Annotated in this window: 21 protein-coding genes; 10 read left to right on the forward strand and 11 right to left on the reverse strand. The window is 76.1% G+C overall.

Annotation, left to right across the window (positions count from 1 at the left end; all coding sequences use genetic code 11):
* Positions 1-16: 16 nt before the first annotated feature.
* Positions 17-730 carry a lipoyl(octanoyl) transferase LipB gene (gene lipB, locus IEY75_RS09620; RefSeq protein WP_189113882.1) on the forward strand — a complete coding sequence of 238 codons (714 nt, stop codon included), beginning with the start codon at positions 17-19 and terminating at the stop codon, positions 728-730.
* Between the two features lie 26 nt (positions 731-756).
* Here the strand turns inward: lipB and IEY75_RS09625 are convergent, their stop codons facing one another.
* Both IEY75_RS09625 and IEY75_RS09630 read right to left on the reverse strand, forming a co-directional pair.
* Positions 757-3,093 (reverse strand): PAS domain S-box protein, encoded by a 2,337-nt coding sequence (locus IEY75_RS09625; RefSeq protein ID WP_229789484.1) that lies wholly within the window; start codon positions 3,091-3,093, stop codon positions 757-759.
* Positions 3,094-3,156: 63 nt separating this feature from the next.
* Positions 3,157-3,960, reverse strand: coding sequence for an isocitrate lyase/PEP mutase family protein (locus IEY75_RS09630; RefSeq protein ID WP_189113883.1), 804 nt, complete (start codon positions 3,958-3,960; stop codon positions 3,157-3,159).
* A gap of 128 nt (positions 3,961-4,088) precedes the next feature.
* On the opposite strand from IEY75_RS09630, the gene lipA reads away from it, so the two are divergent.
* The 5 genes from lipA (at position 4,089) to IEY75_RS09655 (ending at position 8,890) form a co-directional block, all read left to right on the forward strand.
* Positions 4,089-5,030, forward strand: a complete 942-nt coding sequence (gene lipA / locus IEY75_RS09635; RefSeq protein WP_189113953.1) for a lipoyl synthase — start codon at positions 4,089-4,091, stop codon at positions 5,028-5,030.
* Between the two features lie 67 nt (positions 5,031-5,097).
* Positions 5,098-5,595: a hypothetical protein gene (locus tag IEY75_RS09640; RefSeq protein ID WP_189113884.1), complete on the forward strand. Its 498-nt coding sequence runs from the start codon at positions 5,098-5,100 to the stop codon at positions 5,593-5,595.
* Positions 5,596-5,651: 56 nt separating this feature from the next.
* Positions 5,652-6,341 carry a DUF4191 domain-containing protein gene (locus IEY75_RS09645; protein ID WP_189113885.1) on the forward strand — a complete coding sequence of 230 codons (690 nt, stop codon included), beginning with the start codon at positions 5,652-5,654 and terminating at the stop codon, positions 6,339-6,341.
* A 145-nt stretch (positions 6,342-6,486) separates the two neighbouring features.
* Positions 6,487-7,911 carry a type I glutamate--ammonia ligase gene (gene glnA / locus IEY75_RS09650; protein ID WP_189113886.1) on the forward strand — a complete coding sequence of 475 codons (1,425 nt, stop codon included), beginning with the start codon at positions 6,487-6,489 and terminating at the stop codon, positions 7,909-7,911.
* Positions 7,912-8,047: 136 nt separating this feature from the next.
* Entirely contained in the window at positions 8,048-8,890 is an 843-nt protein-coding gene (locus IEY75_RS09655) for a PhzF family phenazine biosynthesis protein (RefSeq protein WP_189113887.1), read from the forward strand.
* A 63-nt stretch (positions 8,891-8,953) separates the two neighbouring features.
* Here IEY75_RS09655 and mptB read toward each other — a convergent pair whose 3' ends face one another.
* Genes mptB through IEY75_RS09670 form a run of 3 tightly spaced genes read right to left on the reverse strand, consistent with a single transcriptional unit; the run spans position 8,954 to position 14,188 of the window.
* Complete coding sequence (gene mptB, locus IEY75_RS09660; RefSeq protein WP_189113888.1) at positions 8,954-10,450, reverse strand: polyprenol phosphomannose-dependent alpha 1,6 mannosyltransferase MptB; 1,497 nt, start codon at positions 10,448-10,450, stop codon at positions 8,954-8,956.
* On the reverse strand, positions 10,443-13,406 hold the full coding sequence (locus tag IEY75_RS09665) for a bifunctional [glutamine synthetase] adenylyltransferase/[glutamine synthetase]-adenylyl-L-tyrosine phosphorylase (RefSeq protein ID WP_189113889.1): 2,964 nt from the start codon (positions 13,404-13,406) through the stop codon (positions 10,443-10,445). Before IEY75_RS09665 ends, mptB begins: the two co-directional genes overlap by 8 nt.
* Positions 13,407-13,414: 8 nt before the next feature.
* A complete protein-coding gene (locus IEY75_RS09670; protein ID WP_189113890.1) occupies positions 13,415-14,188 on the reverse strand; it encodes a type 1 glutamine amidotransferase in 774 nt (257 codons plus the stop codon).
* Between the two features lie 119 nt (positions 14,189-14,307).
* Here IEY75_RS09670 and IEY75_RS09675 point away from each other — a divergent pair, with 119 nt between their 5' ends.
* Complete coding sequence (locus IEY75_RS09675) at positions 14,308-15,048, forward strand: lysophospholipid acyltransferase family protein (RefSeq protein WP_189113891.1); 741 nt, start codon at positions 14,308-14,310, stop codon at positions 15,046-15,048.
* Between the two features lie 120 nt (positions 15,049-15,168).
* On the opposite strand, the gene IEY75_RS09680 is transcribed toward IEY75_RS09675, so the two are convergent.
* Together IEY75_RS09680 and glnA (IEY75_RS09685) are read right to left on the reverse strand one after the other, a co-directional pair.
* On the reverse strand, positions 15,169-15,861 hold the full coding sequence (locus IEY75_RS09680) for an RICIN domain-containing protein (RefSeq protein WP_189113892.1): 693 nt from the start codon (positions 15,859-15,861) through the stop codon (positions 15,169-15,171).
* A 362-nt stretch (positions 15,862-16,223) separates the two neighbouring features.
* A complete protein-coding gene (glnA, locus tag IEY75_RS09685) occupies positions 16,224-17,579 on the reverse strand; it encodes a type I glutamate--ammonia ligase (RefSeq protein ID WP_189113893.1) in 1,356 nt (451 codons plus the stop codon).
* A 186-nt stretch (positions 17,580-17,765) separates the two neighbouring features.
* Here glnA (IEY75_RS09685) and IEY75_RS09690 point away from each other — a divergent pair, with 186 nt between their 5' ends.
* The gene (locus IEY75_RS09690; protein ID WP_189113894.1) at positions 17,766-19,526 is read left to right on the forward strand and encodes an NAD+ synthase; all 1,761 of its coding nucleotides are present in this window, start codon (positions 17,766-17,768) and stop codon (positions 19,524-19,526) included.
* 25 nt (positions 19,527-19,551) lie between these two features.
* Here the strand turns inward: IEY75_RS09690 and IEY75_RS09695 are convergent, their stop codons facing one another.
* Complete coding sequence (locus IEY75_RS09695) at positions 19,552-19,776, reverse strand: hypothetical protein (RefSeq protein WP_229789485.1); 225 nt, start codon at positions 19,774-19,776, stop codon at positions 19,552-19,554.
* Positions 19,777-20,112: 336 nt separating this feature from the next.
* Between IEY75_RS09695 and IEY75_RS09700 the strand changes: the two genes are divergently transcribed.
* A complete protein-coding gene (locus tag IEY75_RS09700; RefSeq protein ID WP_189113896.1) occupies positions 20,113-21,240 on the forward strand; it encodes a hypothetical protein in 1,128 nt (375 codons plus the stop codon).
* Between the two features lie 147 nt (positions 21,241-21,387).
* Positions 21,388-22,269, forward strand: a complete 882-nt coding sequence (panB, locus tag IEY75_RS09705) for a 3-methyl-2-oxobutanoate hydroxymethyltransferase (protein ID WP_189113897.1) — start codon at positions 21,388-21,390, stop codon at positions 22,267-22,269.
* A gap of 24 nt (positions 22,270-22,293) precedes the next feature.
* Here panB and IEY75_RS09710 read toward each other — a convergent pair whose 3' ends face one another.
* The 3 genes from IEY75_RS09710 to IEY75_RS09720 all read right to left on the reverse strand — a co-directional run bounded on the left by IEY75_RS09710 (position 22,294) and on the right by IEY75_RS09720 (position 25,516).
* The gene (locus IEY75_RS09710; RefSeq protein ID WP_189113898.1) at positions 22,294-23,169 is read right to left on the reverse strand and encodes a S41 family peptidase; all 876 of its coding nucleotides are present in this window, start codon (positions 23,167-23,169) and stop codon (positions 22,294-22,296) included.
* Positions 23,166-23,906, reverse strand: a complete 741-nt coding sequence (locus IEY75_RS09715; RefSeq protein ID WP_189113954.1) for a helical backbone metal receptor — start codon at positions 23,904-23,906, stop codon at positions 23,166-23,168. The genes IEY75_RS09710 and IEY75_RS09715 overlap by 4 nt, the downstream gene beginning before the upstream one ends.
* A 167-nt stretch (positions 23,907-24,073) precedes the next feature.
* Complete coding sequence (locus IEY75_RS09720; RefSeq protein WP_189113899.1) at positions 24,074-25,516, reverse strand: RNB domain-containing ribonuclease; 1,443 nt, start codon at positions 25,514-25,516, stop codon at positions 24,074-24,076.
* Positions 25,517-25,569: the final 53 nt, after the last annotated feature.

Here is a 25,569-nt window from a genome sequence, read left to right on the forward strand (position 1 = left end):
GGACTACGCTGGTGTGATGACCAGCACCACCACCGGCCCTGCCCCTACCGGCCCTGCCCCTACCGGCCCGGCCACCCCCGACTCCCCCGTCCCCGGGCTGGTCGTCACCCGCCTCGGCCTGGTCGACTACACCGAGGCGCTCGCGGCGCAGCGCGCGCTGCACGCGCGGGTCGCCGACGGCGAGGCGCCCGACACGGTCCTGCTGCTGGAGCACCCCAGCGTGTACACCGCGGGCAAGCGCACCAACTCCTGGGACCGGCCCGTGGACGGCACCCCGGTCGTGGACGTCGACCGCGGCGGCCGGATCACCTGGCACGGCCCGGGCCAGATCGTCGGGTACCCGATCATCACCCTCCCCGAGGTCCGCCGCGACCGGCCGGCCGACGTCGTCGCCCACGTCCGGCGGGTCGAGCAGGTCCTCATCGACGTGTGCGCCGAGTTCGGCCTGGCCACCGAGCGGGTCGACGGGCGCAGCGGCGTGTGGGTGCGCGAGGACGCACGCGGCCCGGACCGCAAGGTGGCCGCGATCGGCATCCGCGTGGCCCGGGGCGTCGGCCTGCACGGCTTCGCGCTCAACTGCGACGCCGACCTGGCGGCGTTCGACAAGATCGTGCCGTGCGGCATCTCCGACGCGGGGGTCACGTCGCTCTCCCGCGAACTCGGCCGCCAGGTCACCGTCGCCGAGGCGCTGCCCGTCGTGGAGCGGCACCTGCCGACGCTGCTCGGCTAGCCCGCGGCGGCCCCGCCGGCCGCGGGCTAGCCGGCCGCGCGGGCCTCGTCCAGCGCCGCGGCCACGGCGGCCAGCAGGTCCGGCTCGGCGAACGGCTTGGAGATCAGCCGCACCCCCGGTTCGAGGGTGCCCTGCTCGTTGAGGACCGGCTCGGCGTACCCGGACATGTAGAGCACCGGGATCCCCGGCTGGTGGACCCGCGCCTGCTCGGCGACCTCCTTGCCCAGCATTCCCGGCATGATCACGTCGGTGATGAGCAGGTCGACCCGGCGCGGCGAGTCGCGCAGCAGCGCCAGGGCGTCCGGGCCGTTGTCGGCGATCATCACCTGGTACCCGTTGCGGCCGAGGATCCGCCGGGTCACCTCGCCCAGGGCGGTCTCGTCCTCGACCACGAGCACCAGCTCGCCGTCGCCGGCCTGGGCCGGCGCCCGCGGCGGCCACTCGGCGCTGATCTCCTCGTCGGTCACCGGCAGCAGCACGGTCACCGTCGTCCCGCGGTCCGGCTCGGACTGGAGCCACACGTGGCCACCGGCCTGCGAGACGATCCCGTACACCGTGGCCAGGCCGAGCCCCGTCCCCTCCCCCTTGGGCTTGGTGGTGAAGAACGGGTCGAACGCGTGCGCGGCCACCTCCAGCGGCATCCCGTGGCCGGTGTCGGCGACCCGGACCTGGGCGTAGCCGCCGGGCTCGACCGCGGGGCGCTGGGCGCGGTAGGCCTCGTCGGACTGTACGCACTGCGTCTCGATCACCAGCCGCCCGCCGCCGGGCATCGCGTGCCGGGCGTTGACCGCCAGGTTGATCAGCACCTGGGCGAGCTGCCCCGGGTCCGCCCGCACCGACTGCAGGTCGGGCGCCAGCGACACCGTGAGCTGGACGTGCTCGCCGAGGGTCCGGCGCAGCAGCTCCTCCACCCCGCTGACGCACGCGTTCACGCTCATCACCTGCGGCCGGACCACCTCCCGCCGCCCGAACGTCAGGAGCTGGTGGGTGAGGTCCGCCGCCCGGTGCGCCGCCTGCTGGATCTGGGCGACGTCGCGGTGCACGGCGGCCCAGCGGTCCTGGCCGCCGTCGGCGATGGCCCGGCTCAGCTCCTCGGTCACGAAGTCGCTGTAGTTGAGGATGACGCCCAGCAGGTTGTTGAAGTCGTGGGCGACGCCCCCGGCGAGCTGGCCGAGGCTCTCCAGCCGCTGGGACTGCTGGAGCTGGGCCTCCAGCCGCTCGCGCTCGGCCTGCTGCTTGAGCCGCTCCCGCTCGGCGGTGGCCTCGATCCGCTCGGTGACGTCGCGGATCGAGGCGGACACCAGCAGGCCGTCCTCCCAGTCCAGGGCGCTGAGGCTGATCTCGGCCGGGAACTCGGTGCCGTCCCTGCGCCGGGCGCGCAGCAGCGTGTTGTGCCCCATCGGGCGGGGGCGGGGGTCGGCGAAGTACTGCCGGCGCAGCCGCGGGTGGCTGGCGCGCAGCGCCTCGGGCACCAGGACCTCGACCGGCTGGCCGACCAGCTCGTCGCGGCCGTACCCGAACAGCGCCTGCGCCTGCGCGTTGACCAGCAGGATCACGCCGTCGACGCTGACCCCGACGATGGCGTCCGGGGCGGCCTCCAGCAGCCCCTGGAACTTGGCCTCCGCCTGCTCCTGCCGGGTCAGGTCCCGGGAGACCGAGGCCGCGCCGACGATCCGCCCGCCCCGGTAGATCGGCGAGATGCTGACCGAGACGGTGATCAGGTTGCCGGCGGCGTCGCGGCGGCGCATCCGCATCCGGTCGACGTGCTCGCCGCGGGCGATCCGGCCGAGCAGCTCCCGCTCGTCGTCCTGCTGGTCCTCGGGGACGATCGCGAAGATGTGCTTGCCGACGATCTCGTGGGCGGGGTAGCCGTAGATCCGCTCGGCGGCGGAGTTCCAGCTCGTGATCACGCCGTCGAGGGTGCGGCTGACGATCGCGTCGTGGGACGACTCGACGATGGCCGCGAGCAGCGCCTGCGCCTCGACGGCGAGCAGCCGGTCGGTGACGTCGCGGACGGCGGCGGCCACGAGCGTGCCGGTGGGCGTCTCGATGGCGGACAGGCTGATCTCGGCCGGGAACTCGGTGCCGTCGCGGCGGCGGGCGGCCAGCGGGACGCCGTGCCCCATCGCCCGGCGCCGGGGCTCGCGGAGGTACTCGCGGCGGTGCACCGGGTGCGCCTCGCGGGCCGCGCCCGGCACGAGCATCTCGACGCTCGCGCCGAGCATCTCGTCGCGGTGGTACCCGAACAGGTGCTCGGTCTGGGAGTTGACCATCTGGATGGTGCCGGCGGCGTCGACCAGCAGGATCGCGTCCGGGGCCGCGGCCAGCACCTGGAACGCGGTGACCTCGGTCGCACCCGACACGGCACTCCCTCCGGCAAATCTCTACGTAACGTAATTAAGCGTATACGTAGCGCGAATTCATCGCTAAAAGCCGGACGTACGGAAAACATCTGACTTTACGGCGTGAAAAAGGGGGAACGCCCCCCCTCGGACCGTCTCCAGCGCGCCCGCGAACGCCGCCAGGGCGAGCCGGTGCAGGTACGGCCCGAAGCTCACCCGGGCCACCCCCAGCGCCGCGAGCGCCGCCGGGTCGGGGGTACCCGGCCGGCACAGGATGTTCACCGGGCCGCCGACGGCCGCCACCACCCGGCCGATGTCGGCGGGGTCGGCCAGCCAGATCGGGTACACGCAGTCGGCACCGGCCGCCAGGTACGCCCGCGACCGCGCGACGATCTCGGCCACCTGCGCGGCCGGCGCGCCGCCGGTCCGCAGCGCCACGTCCACCCGGGCGTTGAGCACCAGCGCGTCCCCGGCGGCGGCGCGCACCGCCGCCAGGAGGGCCACCTGCCGCTCCGGCGGCACCATGGCGCCGGTCCGCGGGTCGGAGTCCTCCAGGTTGAGGCCGACGGCGCCGGTCGCGCGCAGCCGGGCCACCAGCGTCGCCGGCGGCAGCCCGTAGCCGCGCTCGGCGTCGACGGTCAGCGGCACGTCCACCGCCCGGGCGATCCGGGCGGCGGCGGCCAGCATCTGGGCTGCCGGCGCCGCCTCGCCGTCGGCGTACCCGAGGGCGGCCGCGACGGCGTCGCTGCCGGTGGCCACGGCCGGGAAGCCCGCGGCGACGACCGCGCGGGCCGCGGCGGCGTCCCAGACGTTGGGCAGCAGGAGCGGGTCGCCGGGGCGGTGCGCGGCCCGCAGGACATCGACGGACGACGGTGCGGCGGTGGTCATGGACGGACCGTAGCGCGGCAGCGTGACCGAGGTCACGCAGGGAGCGTGACCTCGGTCGCCCACCCGTGTTACAGGCCGCGACCAGGGCGTAGCCTGGCGAGGTGACCGTAGCTCCCGAAGGCCGCCGGATGCTCCGCATCGAGGCCCGCAACGCCGCGACCCCGATCGAGCGCAAGCCGCCGTGGATTAAGGTCAAGGCGAAGATGGGCCCGGAGTACACGTCGCTGCGCGGACTGGTCGCCCGCGAGGGCCTGCACACGGTCTGCCAGGAGGCCGGCTGCCCCAACATCTTCGAGTGCTGGGAGGACCGGGAGGCGACGTTCCTCATCGGCGGCGACCAGTGCACGCGGCGCTGCGACTTCTGCAACATCGACACCGGCAAGCCGGCCGACTTCGACGCCGACGAGCCCCGCCGGGTGGCCGAGTCCGTGGTGAGTATGGGCCTGCGGTACGCCACCGTCACGGGCGTGGCCCGCGACGACCTGCCCGACGGCGGCGCCTGGCTGTACGCCGAGACGGTCCGGCAGATCCACCTCAACCAGCCCGGCTGCGGCGTGGAACTGCTGATCCCCGACTTCAACGCCGAGCCCACCCAGCTCGCCGAGGTCTTCTCCGCGCGGCCCGAGGTGCTCGCCCACAACGTCGAGACCGTGCCGCGGATCTTCAAGCGGATCCGCCCGGGCTTCCGGTACGAGCGCTCCCTCGCCGTGATCACCCGCGCCCGCGAGGCCGGCCTGGTCACCAAGTCCAACCTGATCCTCGGCATGGGCGAGGAGCCGGCCGAGGTGTCGCAGGCGCTGCGCGACCTGCACGGCGCGGGCTGCGAACTGATCACCATCACGCAGTACCTGCGGCCCTCGCCGCGGCACCACCCCGTGGAGCGGTGGGTGAAGCCGCAGGAGTTCGTCGACTTCGCCGCCGAGGCCGAGGCCGTCGGCTTCGCCGGGGTGATGAGCGGCCCCCTGGTCCGCTCGTCGTACCGGGCCGGCCGGCTGTACCGCCAGGCGGTGGACGCCCGCGCGGGCCACCCCGCCGTCGGCGCCCCGCTGGCCGCGACCGTCCCCGCCTGAGGGGCCGATCCGGCATTTCCCCGCCCCGCCCGTGAACCCCGGCGGGCGCGAACCCGTTACCCCTGACGTGACGGGTCCGAGCGCGCCGGTGCTGACCGCCCTCGTGGCGGGCGCCTTCGCGCTGGCCGGCTTCCTGCTCGGCTACCGCGGGCTGCGGCAGCTCCGCCGCGGCTGGCTCGCCCGCCGCCACACCGCCGGCCGGCTCGTCGCCGGCCAGTGGGCGCACGCCGTCGTCGTCGGCCGCGAGCCGGGCACGGTGGGGTCCCGGCTGGCCGACCTGCGGCCGGTCGTCCGGTTCGTCAACGGCTCCGGGGTGGCCACCACGGCGATGGCCGACCTGCCGCTGGCCCGCCGGCCGGTGGTCCAGCCGCTGCAGGTCGGCGACCGGGTGGCCGTGGTGCACCGCGGCGGCGCCCACGTCGAGGTCCTGACCGCCGGTTCGGACGGGCCGGCGGGTGGCCTGATGACCAGCGGGATGGCGTTCTTCAGCGCCGGAATCGTGCTGGTGCTGTGCGGCGGCGGCACGTACCTGGTCGCCAGCATGTTCGCCGTCCTCACGCCGTAGCCGGGGCCCGGCTGCCACCGGCGGGGCGCGCCGACGCGCCGACTAGACTGCCGCGCATGGCGAAGCCGGAGGAGAAGGTTCCGTTCACCGCGAAGCTCAAGCAGCTCGGCCAGGTGTTCGCGTTCACCGCCAAGCAGGACAGGTGGTTCCTGCCGCTCGTGGCGGGGGCGATCCTGGTGCCGCTGGCGGTGACGTTCGTCGTCTGCGTGCTGTGGAGCTGGCTGGCGCTGCCGATCGGCGTCCTGCTCACCCTGCTCGCGGTCCTCGTCGTGCTGAACCTGCGGGCCGGCGCCGCCATGACCAGCGCCGCCGAAGGCCAGCCCGGCGCCGCGGCCTCGGTCGTGGAGACGATGCGCGGCGACTGGCGGGTGAAGCCGGCGGTCAGCTCGACGACGCAGTTCGACATGGTGCACCTGGTCCTCGGGCGGCCCGGCGTGGTGCTGCTCGGCGAGGGCGACCCGCAGCGGGTGCGCGCGCTGATCAGCCAGGAGAAGCGCCGGCTGGGCAAGGTCGTCGGCAGCGCCCCGATCTACGACTACGTGGTCGGCACCGGCGAGGACGCGCTGTCCCTGCGCAAGCTGCGCAGCACCCTCCTGCGCCTCCCCCGCACCCTCGCCGCCCGGGAGGTCAACGCGCTGGACGCCCGGCTCAAGGCGCTGACCGCGCGGCCGCAGATGCCGCGGGGCGCCGTCCCGAAGAACATGCGCCCGCCCCGGGGCGCGTTCCGCGGCCAGCGCGGGCGCTGACCTCTCCGCCCATGACGTGCGGCCTTGTCCTTCTTTGGTGGTAAGAAGACTGTTGGGAAACACGGCGGAAACAGGGCAGACATCGGCGGGCAACGGCGGGCCGCTACCGTCGTCGTCGTTCTGCCGTCACAAGCCTGGAGGACGAGTGTTCAGCAACCCCGACGAACTGATGCGGTACCTGCGCGACGAGAAGGTCGCGTTCGTCGACGTGCGCTTCTGCGACCTGCCGGGCGTCATGCAGCACTTCAACCTGCCGGTCGAGAGCGTCGACGACAGCTTCTTCACCGAGGGGCTGGCCTTCGACGGCTCCTCCATCCGCGGCTTCCAGGCCATCCACGAGTCCGACATGCTGCTGCTGCCGGACGTGGCCACCGCGTTCATCGACCCGTTCCGGTCGGCGAAGACGCTCGCCCTCAACTTCTTCATCCACGACCCGTTCACCCGCGAGGCGTACAGCCGCGACCCGCGCAACGTGGCGAAGAAGGCCGAGGCGTACCTGGCCAGCACCGGCATCGCCGACACGGCGTACTTCGGCGCCGAGGCCGAGTTCTACGTGTTCGACTCGATCCGGCACGAGACCAGCGCGCACCAGGCGTACTACTACATCGACTCGGTCGAGGGCGCCTGGAACTCGGGCCGCGAGGAGCCGGGCGGCAACCGCGGCTACAAGACCGCCTACAAGGGCGGCTACTTCCCGGTGCCGCCGGTGGACCACTACGCCGACCTGCGCGACGCGATGACGCTGAAGCTCATCGAGACCGGGTTCACGGTCGAGCGGGCGCACCACGAGGTCGGCACCGCCGGCCAGGCCGAGATCAACTACCGGTTCTCGACGCTGCTGCACGCCGGTGACCAGGTGCAGCTATTCAAGTACGTCATCAAGAACACCGCCTGGGCCGCGGGCAAGACGGCCACGTTCATGCCCAAGCCGCTGTTCGGCGACAACGGCTCCGGGATGCACACCCACCAGAGCCTGTGGCTCGGCGGCGAGCCGCTGTTCTACGACGAGACCGGGTACGCCGGGCTGTCGGACACCGCCCGGTGGTACATCGGCGGCCTGCTCCAGCACGCGCCCTCGCTGCTGGCCTTCACCAACCCGACCATCAACTCGTACCGCCGCCTGGTGCCCGGCTACGAGGCCCCGGTCAACCTGGTCTACTCCCAGCGCAACCGCTCCGCCTGCACCCGCATCCCGGTGACCGGCAGCAACGCCAAGGCCAAGCGCGTCGAGTTCCGGGTGCCGGACCCCTCGTGCAACCCGTACCTGGCGTTCTCGGCGATGATGATGGCCGGCCTGGACGGCATCAAGAACAAGGTGGAGCCGCCGGAGCCGATCGACAAGGACCTGTACGACCTGCCGCCGGACGAGTTCGGCAACGTCGCCCAGGTCCCCGGCTCGCTGCCGGAGGTGCTGACCGCACTGGAGGGCGACCACGAGTACCTCCTGGAGGGTGGCGTCTTCACCGCCGACCTGATCGAGACGTGGGTCGACTGGAAGCGCGAGAACGAGGTGGACCCGGTCCGGCTGCGGCCGACCCCGCACGAGTTCGCGATGTACTTCGACTGCTGACCGGCAGCGCGCGGGGGCGGCGGTGTCCGGCGGACCCGCCGCCCCCGCGCGCCCGGCGGGGGCTCGCCACCCGCCGCGATCCACGCACCGCGAAGTGGACCTTGGTTGCGGCCGGCCGGCGCCCTAGCGTCGCGGCATGGAGATTCTGCGGTACGCGGCCTTCACCACCGACCCGGCCGGCGGCAACCCGGCGGGGGTGGTCCTGGACGCCGCGGGCGTGAGCGCCGCGCGGATGCGCGCGACGGCCGCCGAGGTCGGGTACTCGGAGACGGCGTTCGTCACCGCCGCCGACGGCCGGCGGGCCGCCGTCCGCTTCTTCAGCCCCGAGGACGAGGTGCCCTTCTGCGGGCACGCCACCATCGCCACCGCCGTCGCGTACGCCGAGCGGCACGGCCCCGGTCCGCTCACGCTCGCCACCGCGGCCGGCGAGGTGGCGGTGGTGACCGCGCCCGACGCCGCCGGGCGGCTGACCGCGACGCTGACCAGCGTGCCCCCGCGGGTGGCGCCGCTGCCCGCCGACGACCTGGCGGCGCTGCGCGGGATCCTCGGCTGGACCGCCGACGACCTGGACCCGGCGCTGCCGGCGGCCGTGGCGTATGCAGGCGCCTGGCACCCGGTGCTGGCCGCCGCCACCCGCGCCCGGCTGGCGGACCTGCGCTACGACCTGCCCACCCTGCGCGCGCTCATGGCCGCCCGCGGCTGGACGACGGTGAACCTGGTCTGGCGGCGGGACGCGACCACCTTCCACGCCCGCAACCCGTTCCCGCCGGGCGGGGTGTACGAGGACCCGGCCACCGGAGCGGCGGCCGCGGCGCTCGGCGGCTACCTGCGCGCCCTCGACCTCGTGGCCACCCCGGCCGAGATCACCGTCCACCAGGGGGCCGAGATGGGCCGGCCGAGCCGGCTGCGCGTGACCGTGCCGGCGGACCTCGCCGCCGGGGTGTCGGTCACCGGGCCGGCGGTGCGCCTGGCCGGCTGACGCGGCGGGTCACACCGCCCGCCGGCACCCGTCGGGTCACACCGCCGGCCGGTACGCGGCGGGTCAGGCCGCCGCCGGTACGCGGCGGGTCCGGGCGCGCCACCACCGCCAGGCGAGCGCGCCCAGGGCGAGGGTGACGGCGACGGCCAGCGGCTTGGTCAGCGCCGGTACGCCGGTGCCGTCGGGCAGGGTGAGGGCCGTCGCGGCCGCTGCCAGTACCGCCCCGCGCCGGGCGGCCGCGCCGCCGGCCACCGCGAGCAGGGCCAGCGGCCAGACCGCGTACCAGGGGTAGAAGACCGGCGCGCACAGCACCGCGGCGACCGAGACGGCGGTGACCGCCGCGAGCGCCGTCGTCGTACCGCGCCACACCCGCCGCGCCAGCACGGCCGCGACGACGAGCAGGACCAGCACCCCGAGCCCCCGGGCCGGCGGGACCGCGTCGTAGGAGAGGCCGGCCGCGCGGGCGAGGTAGGTGGCGGTCATGCCGACCGCCGTCGGCGGCGAGGACCACTGGGTGGTCTCCCCGGTGTGCCGCAGCGCCGTCGCCCAGCCGAGCCCGAGCCCGCTGACGAGCCCCAGCAGGACGGGCGTGGCCGCGGCCGCGGCGGCCAGCGGCACCGCCGCGCGGACGAAGGCGGGCCAGCGGGCCACCCGCGCCGCGCCGCCGGCCGCCAGCGCCGGGTAGGGCAGGGCGAGCAGGGCCGTGGCCTTGACCGCGACGGCCGCGCCCAGCAGCGCCCCGGCGGCGCGCCACCGCCGGGCGACGGCCGCCTCCGGCGACCACCGCGGGCCGGCCAGCGCGGGGCGGTCGGGCGGCGGGTCGGACGCGGCGGCGGCCCCGCGCAGGACCACGGCCGGGGCCAGGGCCAGGCCGGCCACGAGCAGCCCCAGCATCAGCGCGTCGTGGTGCCCCCCGGCCAGCAGGTGCACCCCGACCAGCGGGCAGCCGAGGACGAGCCAGCCGGCCCGCGCGCCGGCCCCCGGCCCGCCGCCGGTGGCGGCCACCAGGCGCGGCAGCGCCCAGCCCAGCAGGACCAGCCCGACCAGTACCGGCAGGCGCAGCAGCAGCACGCTCACCCACAGCGCGGCGGCCGGCGCGACGGCGGCCGCGGACAGCAGCAGCGCCAGCGGCCCGTACGGCGCCGGGGTGTCCCGCCACAGGGGGGCCACGGCGTCCAGCCACGGGCACGGCAGCGCCGCGGGCCCCACGTCGTACGGGTCGCGCCCGGCGTCGACCAGGGCGCCCTGACAGGCGTAGGAGTACAGGTCGCGGCTGCCCAGCGGCGCCGCCAGCAGCAGCGGTACGGCCCACAGCGCCAGGGTGGCCCGGCGCCAGCCGGCGGCGGCGTCCAGCTCCCGGCCCCGCCACCACGCCCAGCCCAGCGCCGCCAGGCCGAGGACCCAGGCGGCCAGCCCGAGTGGTCCGGCCGGCCGGCTCCAGAAGGCGGCGGTGGAGACCAGCGGCGGCGCCGCGGGCAGGGCACCGGCCAGCCACGAGGCGAGGGCGACCAGCGCGGCGCCGGCCAGCCCGGCGTACCGGACGCGCCCGGCGTCAGTCATTCATGATCCGTTCGACGGCGGCGCGGGCGTGCCGGGCGACCCGCAGGTAGCCGTCGAGGAACTCGCCCGGGTCGTCCCCGCCGCACAGGGCCACCGCCCCGGCCAGGTCGACGCCGTGCCGCGGGAGCTGGTCGGTGGCCTTGCCGCGGACGAGGGTGAGCGCGTTGCGGACCGCGGTGGCCTGGCGCCAGGCCGCGGCGAGTGCCTCGGTGTCCGCCGCGGGCAGCAGGCCGACCGCGCGGGCGGCGTCGAGGGCGGGGATCGTACCGGTCGTGCGCAGGCCCGGCACGGCGTGGCCGTGGCGCAGTTGCAGTAGCTGGACCGCCCACTCGACGTCGGCGAGCCCCCCGCGCCCGAGCTTGGTGTGGGTGGCGGGGTCGGCGCCGCGCGGCAGCCGCTCGGTCTCGACGCGGGCCTTGATCCGGCGGATCTCGACGACCTGCGCGCCGGTGAGCCCGCCCTCGGGGTACCGGATCCGGTCGGCCAGCGCCAGGAACCGGTCGCCGAGGCCGGCGTCCCCGGCGACCGTGCGGGCGCGCAGCAGCGCCTGCGCCTCCCACACCTGGGACCAGCGCCGGTAGTACGCGGCGTAGGCGTCCAGGCTGCGCACCAGCGGCCCCTGCCGGCCCTCGGGCCGCAGGTCGGCGTCGACGACCAGCGGCGGGTCGGGGGCGGGCATCGCCAGCAGGTCGCGGAGCCGCTGGGCGACGGCGTGCGCCGCCGCGGCGGCGTCGGGCACCTCGGGCGCCGCGTCGTAGACGAACAGGACGTCGGCGTCGGACGGGTAGCTCAGCTCGCGGCCGCCGAGCCGCCCCATGCCGATGAGGGCGAACCGCAGGCCGTCGGGCGCCCCGGTCGCGGCGCGGGCCACCCGCAGGGCGGCGGCGAGCGTCGCGTCGGCGACGTCGGTCAGGCCGGCGCAGACGGTGTCGACGTCGACCGGGGCGGCCGGGGCGAGGTCCGCGGCGTGGGCGAGGGCGTCGGCGCCCGCGACGCGGAACAGCTCCCGCCGCCGGACCGCGCGCGCGGCCCGCACGGCCGCCACCGGGTCGCCGTCCGGGCCGTCGAGGTGCCGGCCGACCGCCGCGGCGAACGTCTCGCGCAGCGCCGCCGCGGAGCGGGGCCGCAGCGCGGCGTCCTCGGCGAGCAGGCGCAGCGCCTCGGGGTCGCGGGCGAGCAGGTCGGTCGCGTACCGGGCGTGGCCCAGCACCCGCGCCAGCCGCCGGGCGACCGGGCCGCCGTCGCGCAGCAGCCGCAGGAACCACGAGGTCGTGCCGAGGGCGTCGGAGACCTGCCGGTAGGCGAGCAGCCCGCGGTCGGGCTCGGGCGCGTCGGCGAACTCCTGGAGCAGGACCGGCAGCAGCGTCCGCTGGATGGCGGCCCGCCGGGACAGCCCCCCGGTGAGCGCCTCGATGTGCCGCAGCGCACCGGCGGGGTCGCCGTAGCCGAGCAGTTCGAGGCGCCGGCCGGCTGCCTCGGGGGTCAGCCGGAGCGCGGCGGCGGGCACCCGGGCGACGGCCTCCAGCAGCGGCCGGTACAGCAGCTTGGCGTGCAGCCGGCGGACCTCGGCGGCGTGGCCGCGCCACTGGGCGTGGAAGGCGTCGGCGGCGCTGTGCCCCGGGCCGCCGCGGAAGCCCAGGGCGTGGGCGAGGCGGCGCAGCGCCGCCGCGCCCTCGGGCGTGTCGGCGGCCGGGACGGTGTGGGTCCGGCGCAGCGACTGCAACTGGAGCCGGTGCTCGACCCGGCGCAGGAACTCGTACCCCGCGATCAGCGCCTCGCCGTCGGCGCGGCCGACGTAGCCCCCGGCCACCAGCGCCCGCAGCGCGGGCAGGGTGCCGCGGGCGCGCAGCGACTCGTCGGTGCGGCCGTGCACGAGCTGGAGGAGCTGGACGGCGAACTCGATGTCGCGCAGCCCGCCCGGCCCGCGCTTGATCTCCCGGTCGGCGCCGTCGGCGGGGAGCTGGTCGAGGATCCGGCGGCGCATCGCCCGCACGTCGGCGACGGCCTCCGGCCGCTCCGCGGCCCGCCAGACCAGCGGCGCCAGCGCCGCGTGCCAGTCGGCGGCGACCGCGGCGTCCCCCGCGGCGTACCGGGCCTTGAGCAGGGCCTGGAACTCCCAGGTCCGCGCCCACCGGCCGTAGTACGCCTGGTAGCTGGAGCGGGTGCGCACCAGCGGGCCGCGGGCGCCCTCGGGGCGCAGGGCGGCGTCCACCGGCCAGGCGACGAAGCCGCAGATCTCCATCAGGCGGGTGGCCAGGCGGGTCGCGGCGGGCAGGTCCTCGTCGGCCTCGGCGACGAAGACGACGTCCACGTCCGAGACGTAGTTCAGCTCGTCGGCGCCGCACTTGCCCATCGCCACGACCGCCAGCCGCGGGGCCGCGCCCTGCTCGGTGGCGGCCATCCGGTACGCCGCGCGCAGGGTGTGGTCGGCGAGCGCGGACAGCGCGGCCATGGTCGGCGCGACGTCCCGGGCGCCGGTGAGGTCGTCGGCGGCGATGCCCAGCAGGGCCTGGCGGTAGACGCGGCGCAGCGCGGCCACGGTCGCCGGGGCGCCCAGGCCGGGGGCGGCCGGGTCGTCGAGGCGGATCGCCGCGCCGTCGAGGACGACCACGTCGTCGGGGTGCGCGACGAGGTGGTCGCCCAGCGCGGAGGAGGCGCCGAGGACCGCGAACAACCGGTCCCGCAGCCGGGCGTCGGCCAGTGCGGGCGGGGGGAGCCCGTCGCGGGCGGCCGCGGCGGCGACCCGGTGGAGCTGGCGCAGCGCCTGGTCGGGGTCGGCGGTGCGGCCCAGCGCGTGCAGCAGCGTCTCGGCGGTGGCGTCGGCGGGCGCCTGCCGGGCCGGGTCCCACCAGCCCAGTCCCGCCGGGCCGAGCAGGTCGGCGGCGGCGGTGCGCGGGTCGTCCCCGGCGGGGGCGAACCCGTACCGGGTGAGGCGGCCCGTCGTCGTCCGCGTCATCGCCGTGACTACCGCCCGACGATCGGCAGCGAGCGCCGGTCCCGGACCGGCACCGCGTCGCCGCGCAGGGCCAGCGCCGCGAAGCGGGCGGCGAACGGCTGCCACACCTCGGCCAGGTCGGGCATCGCGGCGTCGGCGGCGGCGACCAGGTCGTCGGGGTCGATGCCCAGGTCGGCGAGCAGCGGGTGGTTGCCGGCGACCCAGCCGGCGTACATGGCGGTGTCGCACTCGATGTGGAACTGCGTGCCCCAGGCCCGGGCGCCGAGCCGGAACGCCTGGTGCGGGTACCGGGGCGAGGCCGCGATCAGCGTCGCGCCGGCCGGCAGCGCGGTGATCTCGTCGTGGTGCCACTGGAGCACGTCGGGGGCGAACGGCAGCGGCGCGCACAGCGGGTCGTCGTCGCAGGCGTCGCGCCGGCCGACGAGGCCCGGCCCGATCTCCGGGCCGGCGGTGCTGCGGGCGACGGTGCCGCCGTGGGCGGCGGCGAGCAACTGGCCGCCCAGGCAGATCGCCAGCGTGGGCACCTGGTGCCGGACCGCCTTGCGCAGCAGCCCCTCCAGCGCGGGGAACCACGGCGCTCCCGGGCTGCCGTCGGCCGCGGGGTACGCCGACTGCTCCCCGCCGAGGACGACCAGCGCCGCGTACCCGGTCAGGTCCGCGGGCAGCGGGTCGCCGGCGTGCGGGCGGCACCCGACCAGCTCCAGCCCGGCCTCGGTCAGCCACTCCCCCAACCGGCCGGGGCCGTCGGTCGGGTCGTTCTCCACCACCAGCGTCTTCGCCACAGGCCGAGGCTACCGCCTCCGGGCGCCGCCGGGTCCGGCGCGCATCGATCACCGGAGCCGGCCGCGCGGGGGCCGGCCCCGGCCGGAACCGGCGGGCACCCGGCAGTTAGCGTGCGGACATGCCCGAGCTGGTCTACCCGCCTGTCATTGCCGCCGCCAATGCCCTCTTCCATGCTCTTGACCTGCGCGTACGCGTCGACGGCGAGGCCCACATCCCGGCCTCCGGCGGCGCCGTACTGGCGTGCAACCACATCAGTTACCTGGATTTCATCTTCTGCGGGTACGGCGCCCGCCCGGCCGGCCGCCGGGTGCGCTTCATGGCCAAGCAGGAGGTCTTCGCCCACCCGGTCGGCGGGCCGCTGATGCGCGGTATGCGCCACATCCCGGTCGACCGGCAGGCGGGGGCGGCGTCGTTCCGCGCGGGCCTGCAGGCGCTGCGGGCCGGCGAGGTGCTCGGGGTGTTCCCGGAGGCCACGATCAGCCGCTCGTTCACCGTCAAGGACCTGAAGATCGGCGCCGGCCGGATGGCCGCCGGGACAGGGACGCCGCTGATCCCGATGGCGGTGTGGGGCACGCAGCGGCTGTGGACCAAGGGCCGGGCGCGCAGGCTGGTCCAGCGCCACCTGCCGGTGACGATCCTCGTCGGCGAGCCGATGGAGGTCGGCCGCCGCGACGCGCCGGACCTGGTGACCGCGGAGCTGCGCGCGCGGATGATCGCGCTGCTGGACCGGGCCCAGCGCGAGTACCCCGACCAGCCCGCCGGCCCGGCCGAGCGCTGGTGGCAGCCGGCCCACCTGGGCGGCACCGCGCCCACGCCGGAGCAGGCCGCCGCCATGGACGCCGACACCGACGACGACTGACCGGCGACCGCCGGCCGGCCCGCGCGGCGCGGCCGGCACCCGACACGACGAAGGGCCACCCGCTCGGTGAGCGGGTGGCCCTTCGTCACTGGCGGCAGGTCCGCCTGACGACGGGTGTCGTCAGCCGCGGATCTTCCACTCCTGCGTGGGGGCGTTGTCGCAGCTCCGCGTACCCACGGCGCTGCCCTCGTCGAGGTCGGCGTCGAGGACGGCGAGGCAGGTGCCGCTCTGCCGGTTCTCCAGCAGGACGGTGCGGTTGTTGCTGTTGAGCTTGTTCCACCGCTGGTCGTTGCCGTCGTCGCAGCGGCTGACGGTGACCCTGTTGCCGCTCACGCCGAGGCAGCGGTTGAGCACCTGGAGCTCTTTGCCGGTGTAGTCGACCTCCTGCTCGCGGGAGCCGTCGCACTCCTCGATCCGCGGGCGGTTGTTGCTGGCGTCGAAGCACAGCTCCGAGTCGGCGTTGACCAGCGAGCCGCCGTTGCCGCCGCCGCCGTTGTCATCGTCGTCGTCGTCGCTCTCCCAGCACCGGATGGTGTGGCGGACCTTCCAGTTGGACCCCTGCGGGTCCTTCTGGACGCGCTCGTCCTTGCAGTCGTCGTTGTCGTAGCCGGCCCGACGCGCCTGACGGTAGGCGCTGTTCTCGGCCTCCTCCTCGGCCTCGGCGAGCTTGCCGAAGCCCTCACCGACGAAGGTCTCGTTCACGGCGGTCTGCGGGCGCTCCTCGAACGGGCGCGCCTGGGCGGCACCCGGGAAAAACGCAAGGGCGGTGATGCCGGCCGCAGCCAGACACGCCGCACGGCTGAGCATTCTCATCTGTGACTCCCCATAGAGATGACTGGTGTTGATTCGGGATCCCACCCCGGCATGAATACTAGGAATCGACAGACGCAAAAGCCAAGTGGCCGAAACGACATCGGATTTGAGACTATGAATGTTGTCACAAGACGTCGCACAGCGGACATTTTTCGGGCGGCCGGTCCGATTTCTCCACGCGAAAGTGAGACCGCTTCACTGTCGCTCATGGACTACTCAGCCGAACGGATGAGCTGCGGCGACGGAACGGCCCCACCCGCCTCCACCGAATGCCGAAATGACACCGAGTCATTCATTCCGCAATGCAGATGTCCACCAGTAAAGACGCTGGTAAATATTCGTCGCCGGCCTCGATTTGCGTTTCAGAGCGCGCCGAGGTATCGCTGCCGCTCGTACGGGGTGACCTGGCGGCGGTACGCCTCCCACTCGGCCCGCTTGTTGCGCAGGAAGAAGTCGAAGACGTGCTCGCCGAGCACCTCGGCCACCAGCTCGGAGCCGGCCATCGCGTCGATCGCCTCGGAGAGGTTCTGCGGCAGCGGGTCGTACCCCATCGCCCGGCGCTCAGCGCCCGACAGCGACCACACGTCGTCCTCCGCCCCCGGCGGCAGCTCGTAGCCGGCCTCGATGCCGCGCAGGCCCGCGCCCAGCAGCACGGCGAAGGACAGGTACGGGTTGCACGCCGAGTCCGGCGACCGGATCTCCACCCGGGCCGAGTTCGGCTTGCCGTAGGCCGGTACCCGCACCAGCGCCGACCGGTTGAGGTGTCCCCAGCAGACGTACGCCGGCGCCTCGGTGATCCGCTCGTCGGACAGCGGCGCCGGGAACAGCCGCTTGTACGAGTTGACCCACTGGTCGGTGACCGCCGTGTACTCCCGCGCGTGGGTCAGCAGCCCCGCGATGAACGACCGGGCCACCTTGGACAGCTTCATCTCGGCGCCCGGGTCGTGGAACGCGTTGCGCTCCCCCTCGAACAGCGACAGGTGGGTGTGCATCCCGCTGCCCGGCTGGTCGGTGAACGGCTTGGGCATGAACGAGGCCCGCACCCCGTGCGAGAGCGCGACCTCCTTGACCACGTGCCGGAAGGTCATGATGTTGTCGGCCGTGGCCAGCGCGTCGGCGTACCGCAGGTCGATCTCCTGCTGGCCCGGGGCCACCTCGTGGTGGCTGAACTCCACCGAGATGCCGATCCGCTCCAGCGCCAGCACGGCCTGCCGGCGGAAGTCGCGGGCCACCGAGTGGGTGGTGTGGTCGAAGTACCCGCCGTCGTCCACCGGCACCGGCATCCGGCCGTCCGCCGGGGCGTCCTCGAACAGGTAGAACTCGATCTCGGGGTGGGTGTAGAAGGTGAAGCCCGAGTCGGCGGCCCGCGACAGCGCCCGGCGCAGCACGTGCCGCGGGTCGGCCCACGAGGGCGAGCCGTCGGGCAGCAGGATGTCGCAGAACATCCGGGCGCTCTCGCCGCTGGTGCCGCCCTCGAACGGGAAGACCTGGAACGTCGTCGGGTCCGGCATCGCGATCATGTCCGACTCGTAGACCCGGGCGAAGCCCTCGATCGCCGAGCCGTCGAACCCGATGCCCTCCTCGAACGCCGCCTCCAGCTCCGCGGGCGCCACCGACACGCTCTTGAGGGTGCCGAGGATGTCGGTGAACCACAGTCGGACGAAGCGGATGTCGCGCTCCTCCAGGGTGCGCAGCACGAACTCCTGCTGACGATCCACCGCCCCGCTCCGTCCGCCGCCGCGGCCACCGCCGCCCCACCGACACCTGCCCCCGCCACGTTACGCCACCGCCGGCCCGGCCCCGCCGGCATCGACCGGCGCCGCGCGCGCACGCCCGCCGGGCGGGTCACCCGCCGGCCCCGGGGTCTGCGCCGCGCCGCCGGCCGGGAGGGAGACAATGGCGGGATGCCCACCCTGCGACTCGCCCTCGCCCAGGTGAACCCGGTCGTCGGGGACCTCGCCGGCAACGCCGCCCTGCTGCGCGGGGCCGCCCGCGCCGCCGCCGCGGCCGGCGCCGGCCTGGTGCTCACCCCCGAACTGGGACTCACCGGCTACCCGCCGGAGGACCTGGTCTTCCGGCGCTCCTTCGTCGCCGCCTCGCAGGCCGCGCTGCGCGGGCTGGCCGGGGACCTGGCCGCCGACGGGCTGGCCGACCTGCCGGTGGTCGTGGGGTACCTGGACGCCGACGGCGGCGCCGGGCTGCCGGCGCGGCGCCGCAACGCCGCCGCGCTGCTGCACGGCGGCCGGGTGGTGGCCCGGTACTTCAAGCACCACCTGCCCAACTACGGGGTGTTCGACGAGGGGCGGTACTTCACGCCCGGCGACGTGCTGACCGTGGTCCGGCTGCCGGTCGGCGGCGCGGCGGTCGACGTCGCGCTCACCGTCTGCGAGGACCTGTGGCAGGCCGGCGGGCCGTTCGCCGTCGCCCGCACGGCCGGCGTCGGCCTGGTGGTCAGCATCAACGCCTCGCCGTTCGAGCAGGACAAGGACGACCTGCGGCTGCCGCTGGTGGCCCGCCGGGCCGCCGAGGCGGGCGCCCCCGTGGCCTACGTCAACGCCGTCGGCGGGCAGGACGAGCTGGTCTTCGACGGCGACTCGATGATCGTGGCCGCCGACGGCGCGCTGCTGGCCCGCGCGCCGCGCTTCGCCGACCACCTGCTCGTGCACGACCTGACGCTGCCCGCGGCCACCGACGACCCCGCCCAGGTGCCGCTCGTGGCCCCGCCCGGCGCCGCCCTCGTCGTGCACCGGGTCGCGGTCACCGGGCCGGCGCGGGCCGGCGGCGCGGGTACCGCCGAGGGCGGCGTCGCCGACCGGCTCGACGGCACCGCGCAGGTGTGGCGGGCGCTGGTCGTCGGGCTGCGCGACTACGTGGACAAGAACCGCTTCCCGTCGGTGATCCTCGGGCTGTCCGGCGGCATCGACTCCTCGGTCGTGGCGGCCCTGGCGGTCGACGCGCTGGGCCCCGACCGGGTGCACGGCGTCTCCATGCCGAGCCGGTACTCCTCGGCCCACTCCCGCGACGACGCGGCCGACCTGGCCGCGCGGACCGGCTGCGCCTACCGGGTCGCGCCGATCCAGGAGATGGTCGACCAGTTCCTGGCCCACCTGAGCCTGTCCGGGCTGGCGGTGGAGAACCTCCAGGCCCGGGTCCGCGGCGTGCTGCTGATGAGCCTGTCCAACAGCGAGGGCCACCTCGTCCTGACCACCGGCAACAAGAGCGAGCTGGCGGTCGGCTACTCCACGCTGTACGGCGACTCGGTGGGGGGCTTCAACCCGCTCAAGGACGTGCCCAAGACGCTGGTCTGGGAGCTGGCCCGCTGGCGCAACGCCGACGCCGCCGCCCGCGGTGAGGTGCCGCCGGTACCGGAGAACGCGATCACCAAGCCGCCCAGCGCCGAGCTGCGGCCCGACCAGCGCGACAGCGACTCGCTGCCGGAGTACGACGTGCTCGACGCGATCCTGGCCGGGTACGTCGACGGCGACGCCGGCCGGGCCGAGCTCGTCGCCGCCGGGCACGACGCGGCGCTGGTCGACCGGGTGCTCGGCCTGGTCGACTCCGCGGAGTACAAGCGCCGGCAGTCCGCGCCGGGCACGAAGATCTCGATGAAGGCGTTCGGCCGGGACCGGCGGCTGCCGATCACCAACCGGTTCCGCGAGCGCTGACCCCGCCTGTCCGCACCGCCCGCCCTCACCGCCCGTTCTCGGCGGGCCGCGCGCCGTACGCGGTGGCGCGGGCGGTCTCGATGCAGCCGGCGTAGTGCCGGCGGCGCAGCCGGAGGGTCTCGGCGGGCGGGCACGGGAGGGTCTGCCCGCAGGAGCAGCAGTGTCCCCCGGCGGGCCGGTGCCTGGCGAGCGCCCGGTCGATGACGGCGATCTGCACGGTGGCGAACTCGACGAACTCGGCCTCACTCATCGCTCTGGACATACCGACCTCCGCTACGGCCGCAGTGCGGGTACGGCGCTCGGGTTGCGCGGCACCCGGGCCCCCAGCGTCACCGCTGCGGCCCGGACAAGCCATACCCGGACCACCCGAAGGCGGGAATTCCAGCCGTACGGTCACCAGCACACCGGATGAAGTGTCATCGGGATACTCCCGTTCGGAGTGTGGCGCACCGCCCGGAACGGGACTGACAGCCGCCTGGTGGGGTCGATACACTGTCCACTGTGGCGTAAATCACACACGATGCGTCAGTACCGACGACTAGGCGGGGCGCTCCCCACCCGCCGCCACAGACACACGGGAGGACCCATGCGTACCCATCGCGCCCGCGCGGCGGCGCTCGCCGCCGCCGCGCTGCTGACCACCGCACCCGCACTCGCCGCCGGGCCGGCGTGCGCGCAGCCCGCCGCCCGCAAGGGCACGCCGGGCGGCCTCGCCGTCGTTCCGCGCGGCCCCGACCAGTTCGACGTCGTGTGGAACGACGCCGGGATGCGGCTGCGGTCCGTCGGCTGGAGCCGCGCCGCCGGCTGGGCACCGGCCACCACCACGGGCAGGTCGGCGGAGGGGGCCAACGTGGTCCTGCACGGCGGCCCCGAGGCCCTCACCCTGCTCCGCGCCGTCGAGGGCAGCCTGGTCGAGTCCCGCTGGCAGGCCGCCACCGGCTGGCGGCACGACGTCGTCGTGGCGGGGGCGGGGGTCGCCCGGACCATGGCCCCGACCGGCACGATGACCGCCGTCACCCACGCCACCGGCGAGGTCGACGCGGTCTGGGTCGACCAGCAGGGCGGGGTCCGCGCGGCCCGCCGCGCCGCCGCCGGCACCTGGGCGGCACCGGTGCAGGTGGCGCCGGCCCAGTCCTCGGGCGTCGGGCCGGACCAGATGGGCGTCGCCGCCGGAGCGGGGCCGGCCGGCCGCACCGACGTCTACTGGCGCGGCGCCAGCGGGGATGTCCAGACCAGCGCCCGCACCGGCGACGCCTGGTCGGCACCGGCGGCCCTGCCGCTGGGCGGCACCACCGGCGGGCTCGCCGTCGTCCAGGCGGGCGCCCGGCGGACGCTGCTGTTCTCGGCGGCCGACAGCCAGCGCGCCGCCGAGTACGCCGACGGCGGCTGGTCCGCCCCGGTCCGCCTGGGGCCGGCCGCCCGCGGCAGCGGGGTGCCGCGGGCGGTCGGGGTCGGGGACCGGCTGGAGGCGTACTGGGCCGGCTCCACCACGGTGGAGACCGTGCGCGGCGCGGGCGACCGGTGGTCAGCCGTGGCGCCCGTGCCCGGCACCGGGGTCCTGGCCGCGCACAGCGGGCGGCAGGCCGTGGTGCCGTGGGTCCACGGCGACCGGCTGGAGCTGTTCTACATCGACCAGAACTCCAGGCTGGCCACCGTCGGGCGCACCGGCGACGGCCCGTGGAGCGCGCCCACGGTGATCGGTTCGGTGGCCTGACCCGCCCCGGCGGAGCGTGGCGGGGCCGGCCCGCGCCGGCCCCGCCACGCCGTGACGCAGGTCTCGCCGCGGGCGGGGGGCGGACGTGGGACGCTTCGGGGAGACCCGGGGACCGCGGACGCGGCCTCGAGGCGAGAGGAGACCCGCATGTCCGAGTTCCCGCAGGCCGCCGACGACGGACGCGCCGCCGGTCCGGCCGAAGACGACGTCCAGGCGCTGTACGGCGGCCCGCTGACCCGGCGGATCCGCGTCGGCGACCTGCTGCGCGCCAAGCAGCGCGGCCAGCGCTGGGCGATGCTGACCTCCTACGACCAGTACACCGCCGGCATCTTCGACGCCGCCGGCATCCCGGTGCTGCTCGTCGGCGACTCGGCGGCCAACAACGTGTTCGGGTACGAGACCACCGTCCCGGTCACCGTCGAGGAGCTGCTCCCGCTGGTGCGGGCGGTGGTCCGTGGCACCCGGCACCCGCTGGTCGTCGGGGACCTGCCGTTCGGCTCGTACGAGGAGGGGCCGACCCAGGGGCTGCGCACGGCCGTCCGGTTCCTCAAGGAGGGCGGCTGCCAGGCCGTCAAGCTGGAGGGCGGCGTCCGCGTCGCCGCACAGATCGCCGCGATCACCCGGGCCGGCATCCCCGTGATGGGCCACGTCGGCTTCACGCCGCAGAGCGAACACCAGCTCGGCGGGTACAGGGTGCAGGGCCGCGGGGACTCGGCGGAGGCGGTCATCGCCGACGCGCACGCCGTCGCCGAGGCGGGCGCCTTCGCGGTCGTGCTGGAGATGGTGCCCGGCGAGGTGTCCGCGCAGATCACCAAGGACCTCCCGATCCCGACGATCGGCATCGGCGCGGGGCCGCGGACCGACGCGCAGGTCCTGGTCTGGCAGGACCTGGCCGGGCTGCGCCGCGGGCCGGCGCCGCGCTTCGTCAAGCGGTACGCGGACCTGGCCGGCACGCTGGCCGACGCCGCCCGCGCGTACGCCGACGAGGTCGGCAGCGGAGCCTTCCCGACGGCGGCGCACACCTTCTGACGGCACGCACCCGCCGACGGCGGTTCAGCCGGCCGCCGCGGCCAGGGCGCGCGCGGCGGCCTCGGCCCCGGCCGCCGGTACGGGCACGTCCGGGGTGACGCCCACGCCCTCCCAGTTGGTGCCGGTCACCGGGTTGACCGAACGGGCGTAGGGCAGGTGCAGCACCACGTGCGGGGTCAGCCAGTGCGGCGCGGTGGGGTGGGCGCCGCCGCGGGTCCGCTCCCCCACCACCGTCGCCCGGCGCAGCGCCTGGAGGTTGTAGGCGACCTCCTCTGCGCCGGAGAACGTCCGCGCCGAGGTCAGCACCCACGCCGGGCCCGCGAACCGGGCGGCGGGCAGCGTCGCCGCGGTGCGGTACTCGCGCACCTCGCCGTGCGGGTGGTGCACCCGGTTGACCACGACCGGCGGGGGCGGCAGCAGGTAGGAGCAGACGAGCGCCGCGCCGTCGGGGGTCCCGCCGGGGTTGTCGCGCAGGTCCAGCAGCAGCGCCCGCGCGCCGGCCACCGCGTCGAACGCCGCCGCCAGCGCCCCGCCGACCCACCCGGCCGGGCCGACGTCGGTCAGGACGACCGTGGCCGTGCCGTCGGGCGCCCGGTCGGCGCGGGCCACGCCGTACCCGCGGGCGGCGAGCTGTTCGCGGTACCGGGCCCGGGCGTCGGCCGCCGCGGTGGCCGGGTCCGCGGGCGTGCGGCGCCACGTCAGCCGCAGGTGCCGGTCGGCGCAGGCGGCGGCCAGGTCGGCGGTCAGCGCGGCGCACAGCGCCGGGTCGACGGCGGCGCCGTACGCGCCGGCCGCCAGGCGGGCGGTCAGCAGGTCGGCGGCGGCAGCGCCGCGCTCGGGCAGCACGTACGCCGAGCGCAGGCGGTGCGCCAGGTCCGCCACGAGGTCGGCGACGCTCATCCGGCCGCCGTCACCGGTCGGGCGAGGGCGGCGGCGAGCACGGCCGGGGCCTCCACGAGGCTGGGGCCGTACCAGGTGAGGTGCCGGCCGGACACCAGCGCGCAGGGCAGCCCCGCGAACGCCTCCGGGCCGTCGTCGGCGGTGAACGCGTACGGCTCGTCGGGCAGGACCGCCAGCGCCGCGCCGGAGGTCCGCAGCGCGTCCGCGGCGGGGCGGGGGTACCGCTGGTCGGCGTCGCCGTACACGTTGCGCAGCCCGAGCCGGGACAGCACGTCCCCGGCGAAGGTGTCCGACCCCAGGACGATCCAGGGGCGGCGCCACACCGGTACGACGACGGGCGTCGGGGCCGCGGGCGCGGGCAGATCGGCCCAGGCCGCGGCGGCCGCGCCGAGCCAGCCCGGCGCCGGCCGCCCCAGTGCGCCGTACAGCCGGCGCAGCGTGTCCAGCGCCTGCGGGACGGTCCGCGGGTAGCTCACCCACACCGGGATCCCGGCCGCGCGCAGGGCGGCCACGTCGCTCTCCCGGTTCTCCTCGACGTTGGCCAGCACCAGGTCCGGCCGGGCGGCGCGGACGGCCTCGACCGACGGGTACTTGCTGCCGCCGACCCGGGCCACGTCCAGGCCCGCCGGGTGCACGCAGTAGTCGGTGGCGCCGACGAGGAGGTCCGCCGCGCCGGCCGCCACGGCCTCGGTGAGCGACGGCACGAGGGAGACCACCCGGCGCGGGGGGCCGGGCACGACCTCCCCCAGATCGTCGGCGGCGCCGGCCGCCCCCTGTGCTCCGTCGACCGCCACGCCGGCCATTCTGCCCCACCCCCGGAACGGGCCGACAGGTCTGCCCGACCCCGACGCGGCCGGCATCGCCGGCAGGCAGGTCTGCCCGACCCCGGACCCGGCCGGCAGGTCTACTCGGCGGCGAACAGCACCTCGCGGCGGTCGGGGTCCGCCGTGACGAGCCGGACCGAGGTCTGCTCGCCCAGCGGCAGCGCGCCGCGGCACCGCGCCCGGACCACCGGGTCGGCCAGCGCCACCACCCCGCCCGGCTCCCGCGGCGCGCCCCGGCCGCCGGCCGCCCCGCCGCCCGGCTCGTCGACGTCGACCACGGTCGCCTCGAACAGCTCGCCGACACGCGGCCGGAGCACGGTCGCCTCGGCCAGGTCGACCGCCGCGCGCTCGGCCGCCCCGGTGCGCCGGCCGGTCTCGCCCATCACCGCGGGCAGCCGCGGCAGCGCCGCCCGCGCCCACTCCGGTACCGGCGCCCCGGCGGACAGCGCCAGGCACACCTCGGTGGCGAACCGGTCGGCGAGCCGGCGCAGCGGCGCCGTGACGTGCGCGTACGCCGAACCCACCCCGGCGTGGCCGACCTCGGGCGGCACCGCGCCGTCGAACGCGGTATAGCCGGCGCCGCGCAGCAACTCGGCCGCGTGGTCGAGGAAGGCGGCCCCGCGCGGGCGGGCCGGGTCGGCGGCGGCGACCACCGCGCCGACCCCGGCGCCGTCGGGCCAGTCGATCCGCAGGGCGGCGGCGGCCGTCCGCAGCCGCCGCACGGCCGCCGCGGGCGGCGCGGGCATCGTCCGCAGCAGGCCGACGCCCCCGGTGAGCATGATCTGCGCGGCGACGGCGCCGGTGAGCAGCGACACCTGCGCGTTGTACTCCTCCACCGGCAGCGCCCCGCGCAGGGTGAGCCGCCACGTGTCGCGGTCGGCGACCAGTTCCTGCTCGGGCGTGGGCAGGCTGATCGCGCCCCGCCCGCGGGCGGCGTCGACCAGCGCCCGGCCCAGCGCCGGCAGCGGCCGCAGCGGCGCGGGGAGCGTGCCGGCGTCGGCCGCGGCCTGGACGCCCGCGTAGTCGTAGCGCGCGCGGCTGCGCACCAGGGCGCGGGCGAGCTGGAAGTCGGTGACGGCGCCGGCGGCGTCCACGGCCATCGTCCACACGACTGCCGGGCGGGTGACGTCCGGCAGGAGGCTCGCGGCGCCCTCGCTGAGCGCGACCGGGTGCAGCGGGGTGTTGCCGTCGGGCAGGTACACGGTCTGGCCGCGCCGCCAGCTCTCGGCCGCCACGGCGCCGTCGGGGTCCACGAAGAAGGCGACGTCGGCGATGGCGTACCGCACGAGGAAGCTCCCGTCGGCCCTCGTCTCCAGGCAGAGTGCCTGGTCGAGGTCGCGGGAGCCGGGCGGGTCGACGGTGACGAACGGCAGGTCGGTGCAGTCGGCGTACCCGGTGGGTGCGCGCGACGCGGCCGCGCGCGCCTCCTCGCGCACCTCGGGCGGGAAGTCGGCGGGCAGGGCGAGTTCCTGGCGGAGCGCGCCGAAGTCGATCCGGGGCGGCTGGAGACGTCTGATCAGCACTGGTTCTTTGTATCAGCGCCGCGTCCCCGCCGCCCGTCCTCGCTCCGGCACGC

This window comes from Pilimelia terevasa, assembly GCF_014647915.1.
GTDB classification, from domain to species: Bacteria; Actinomycetota; Actinomycetes; order Mycobacteriales; family Micromonosporaceae; genus Pilimelia; species Pilimelia terevasa.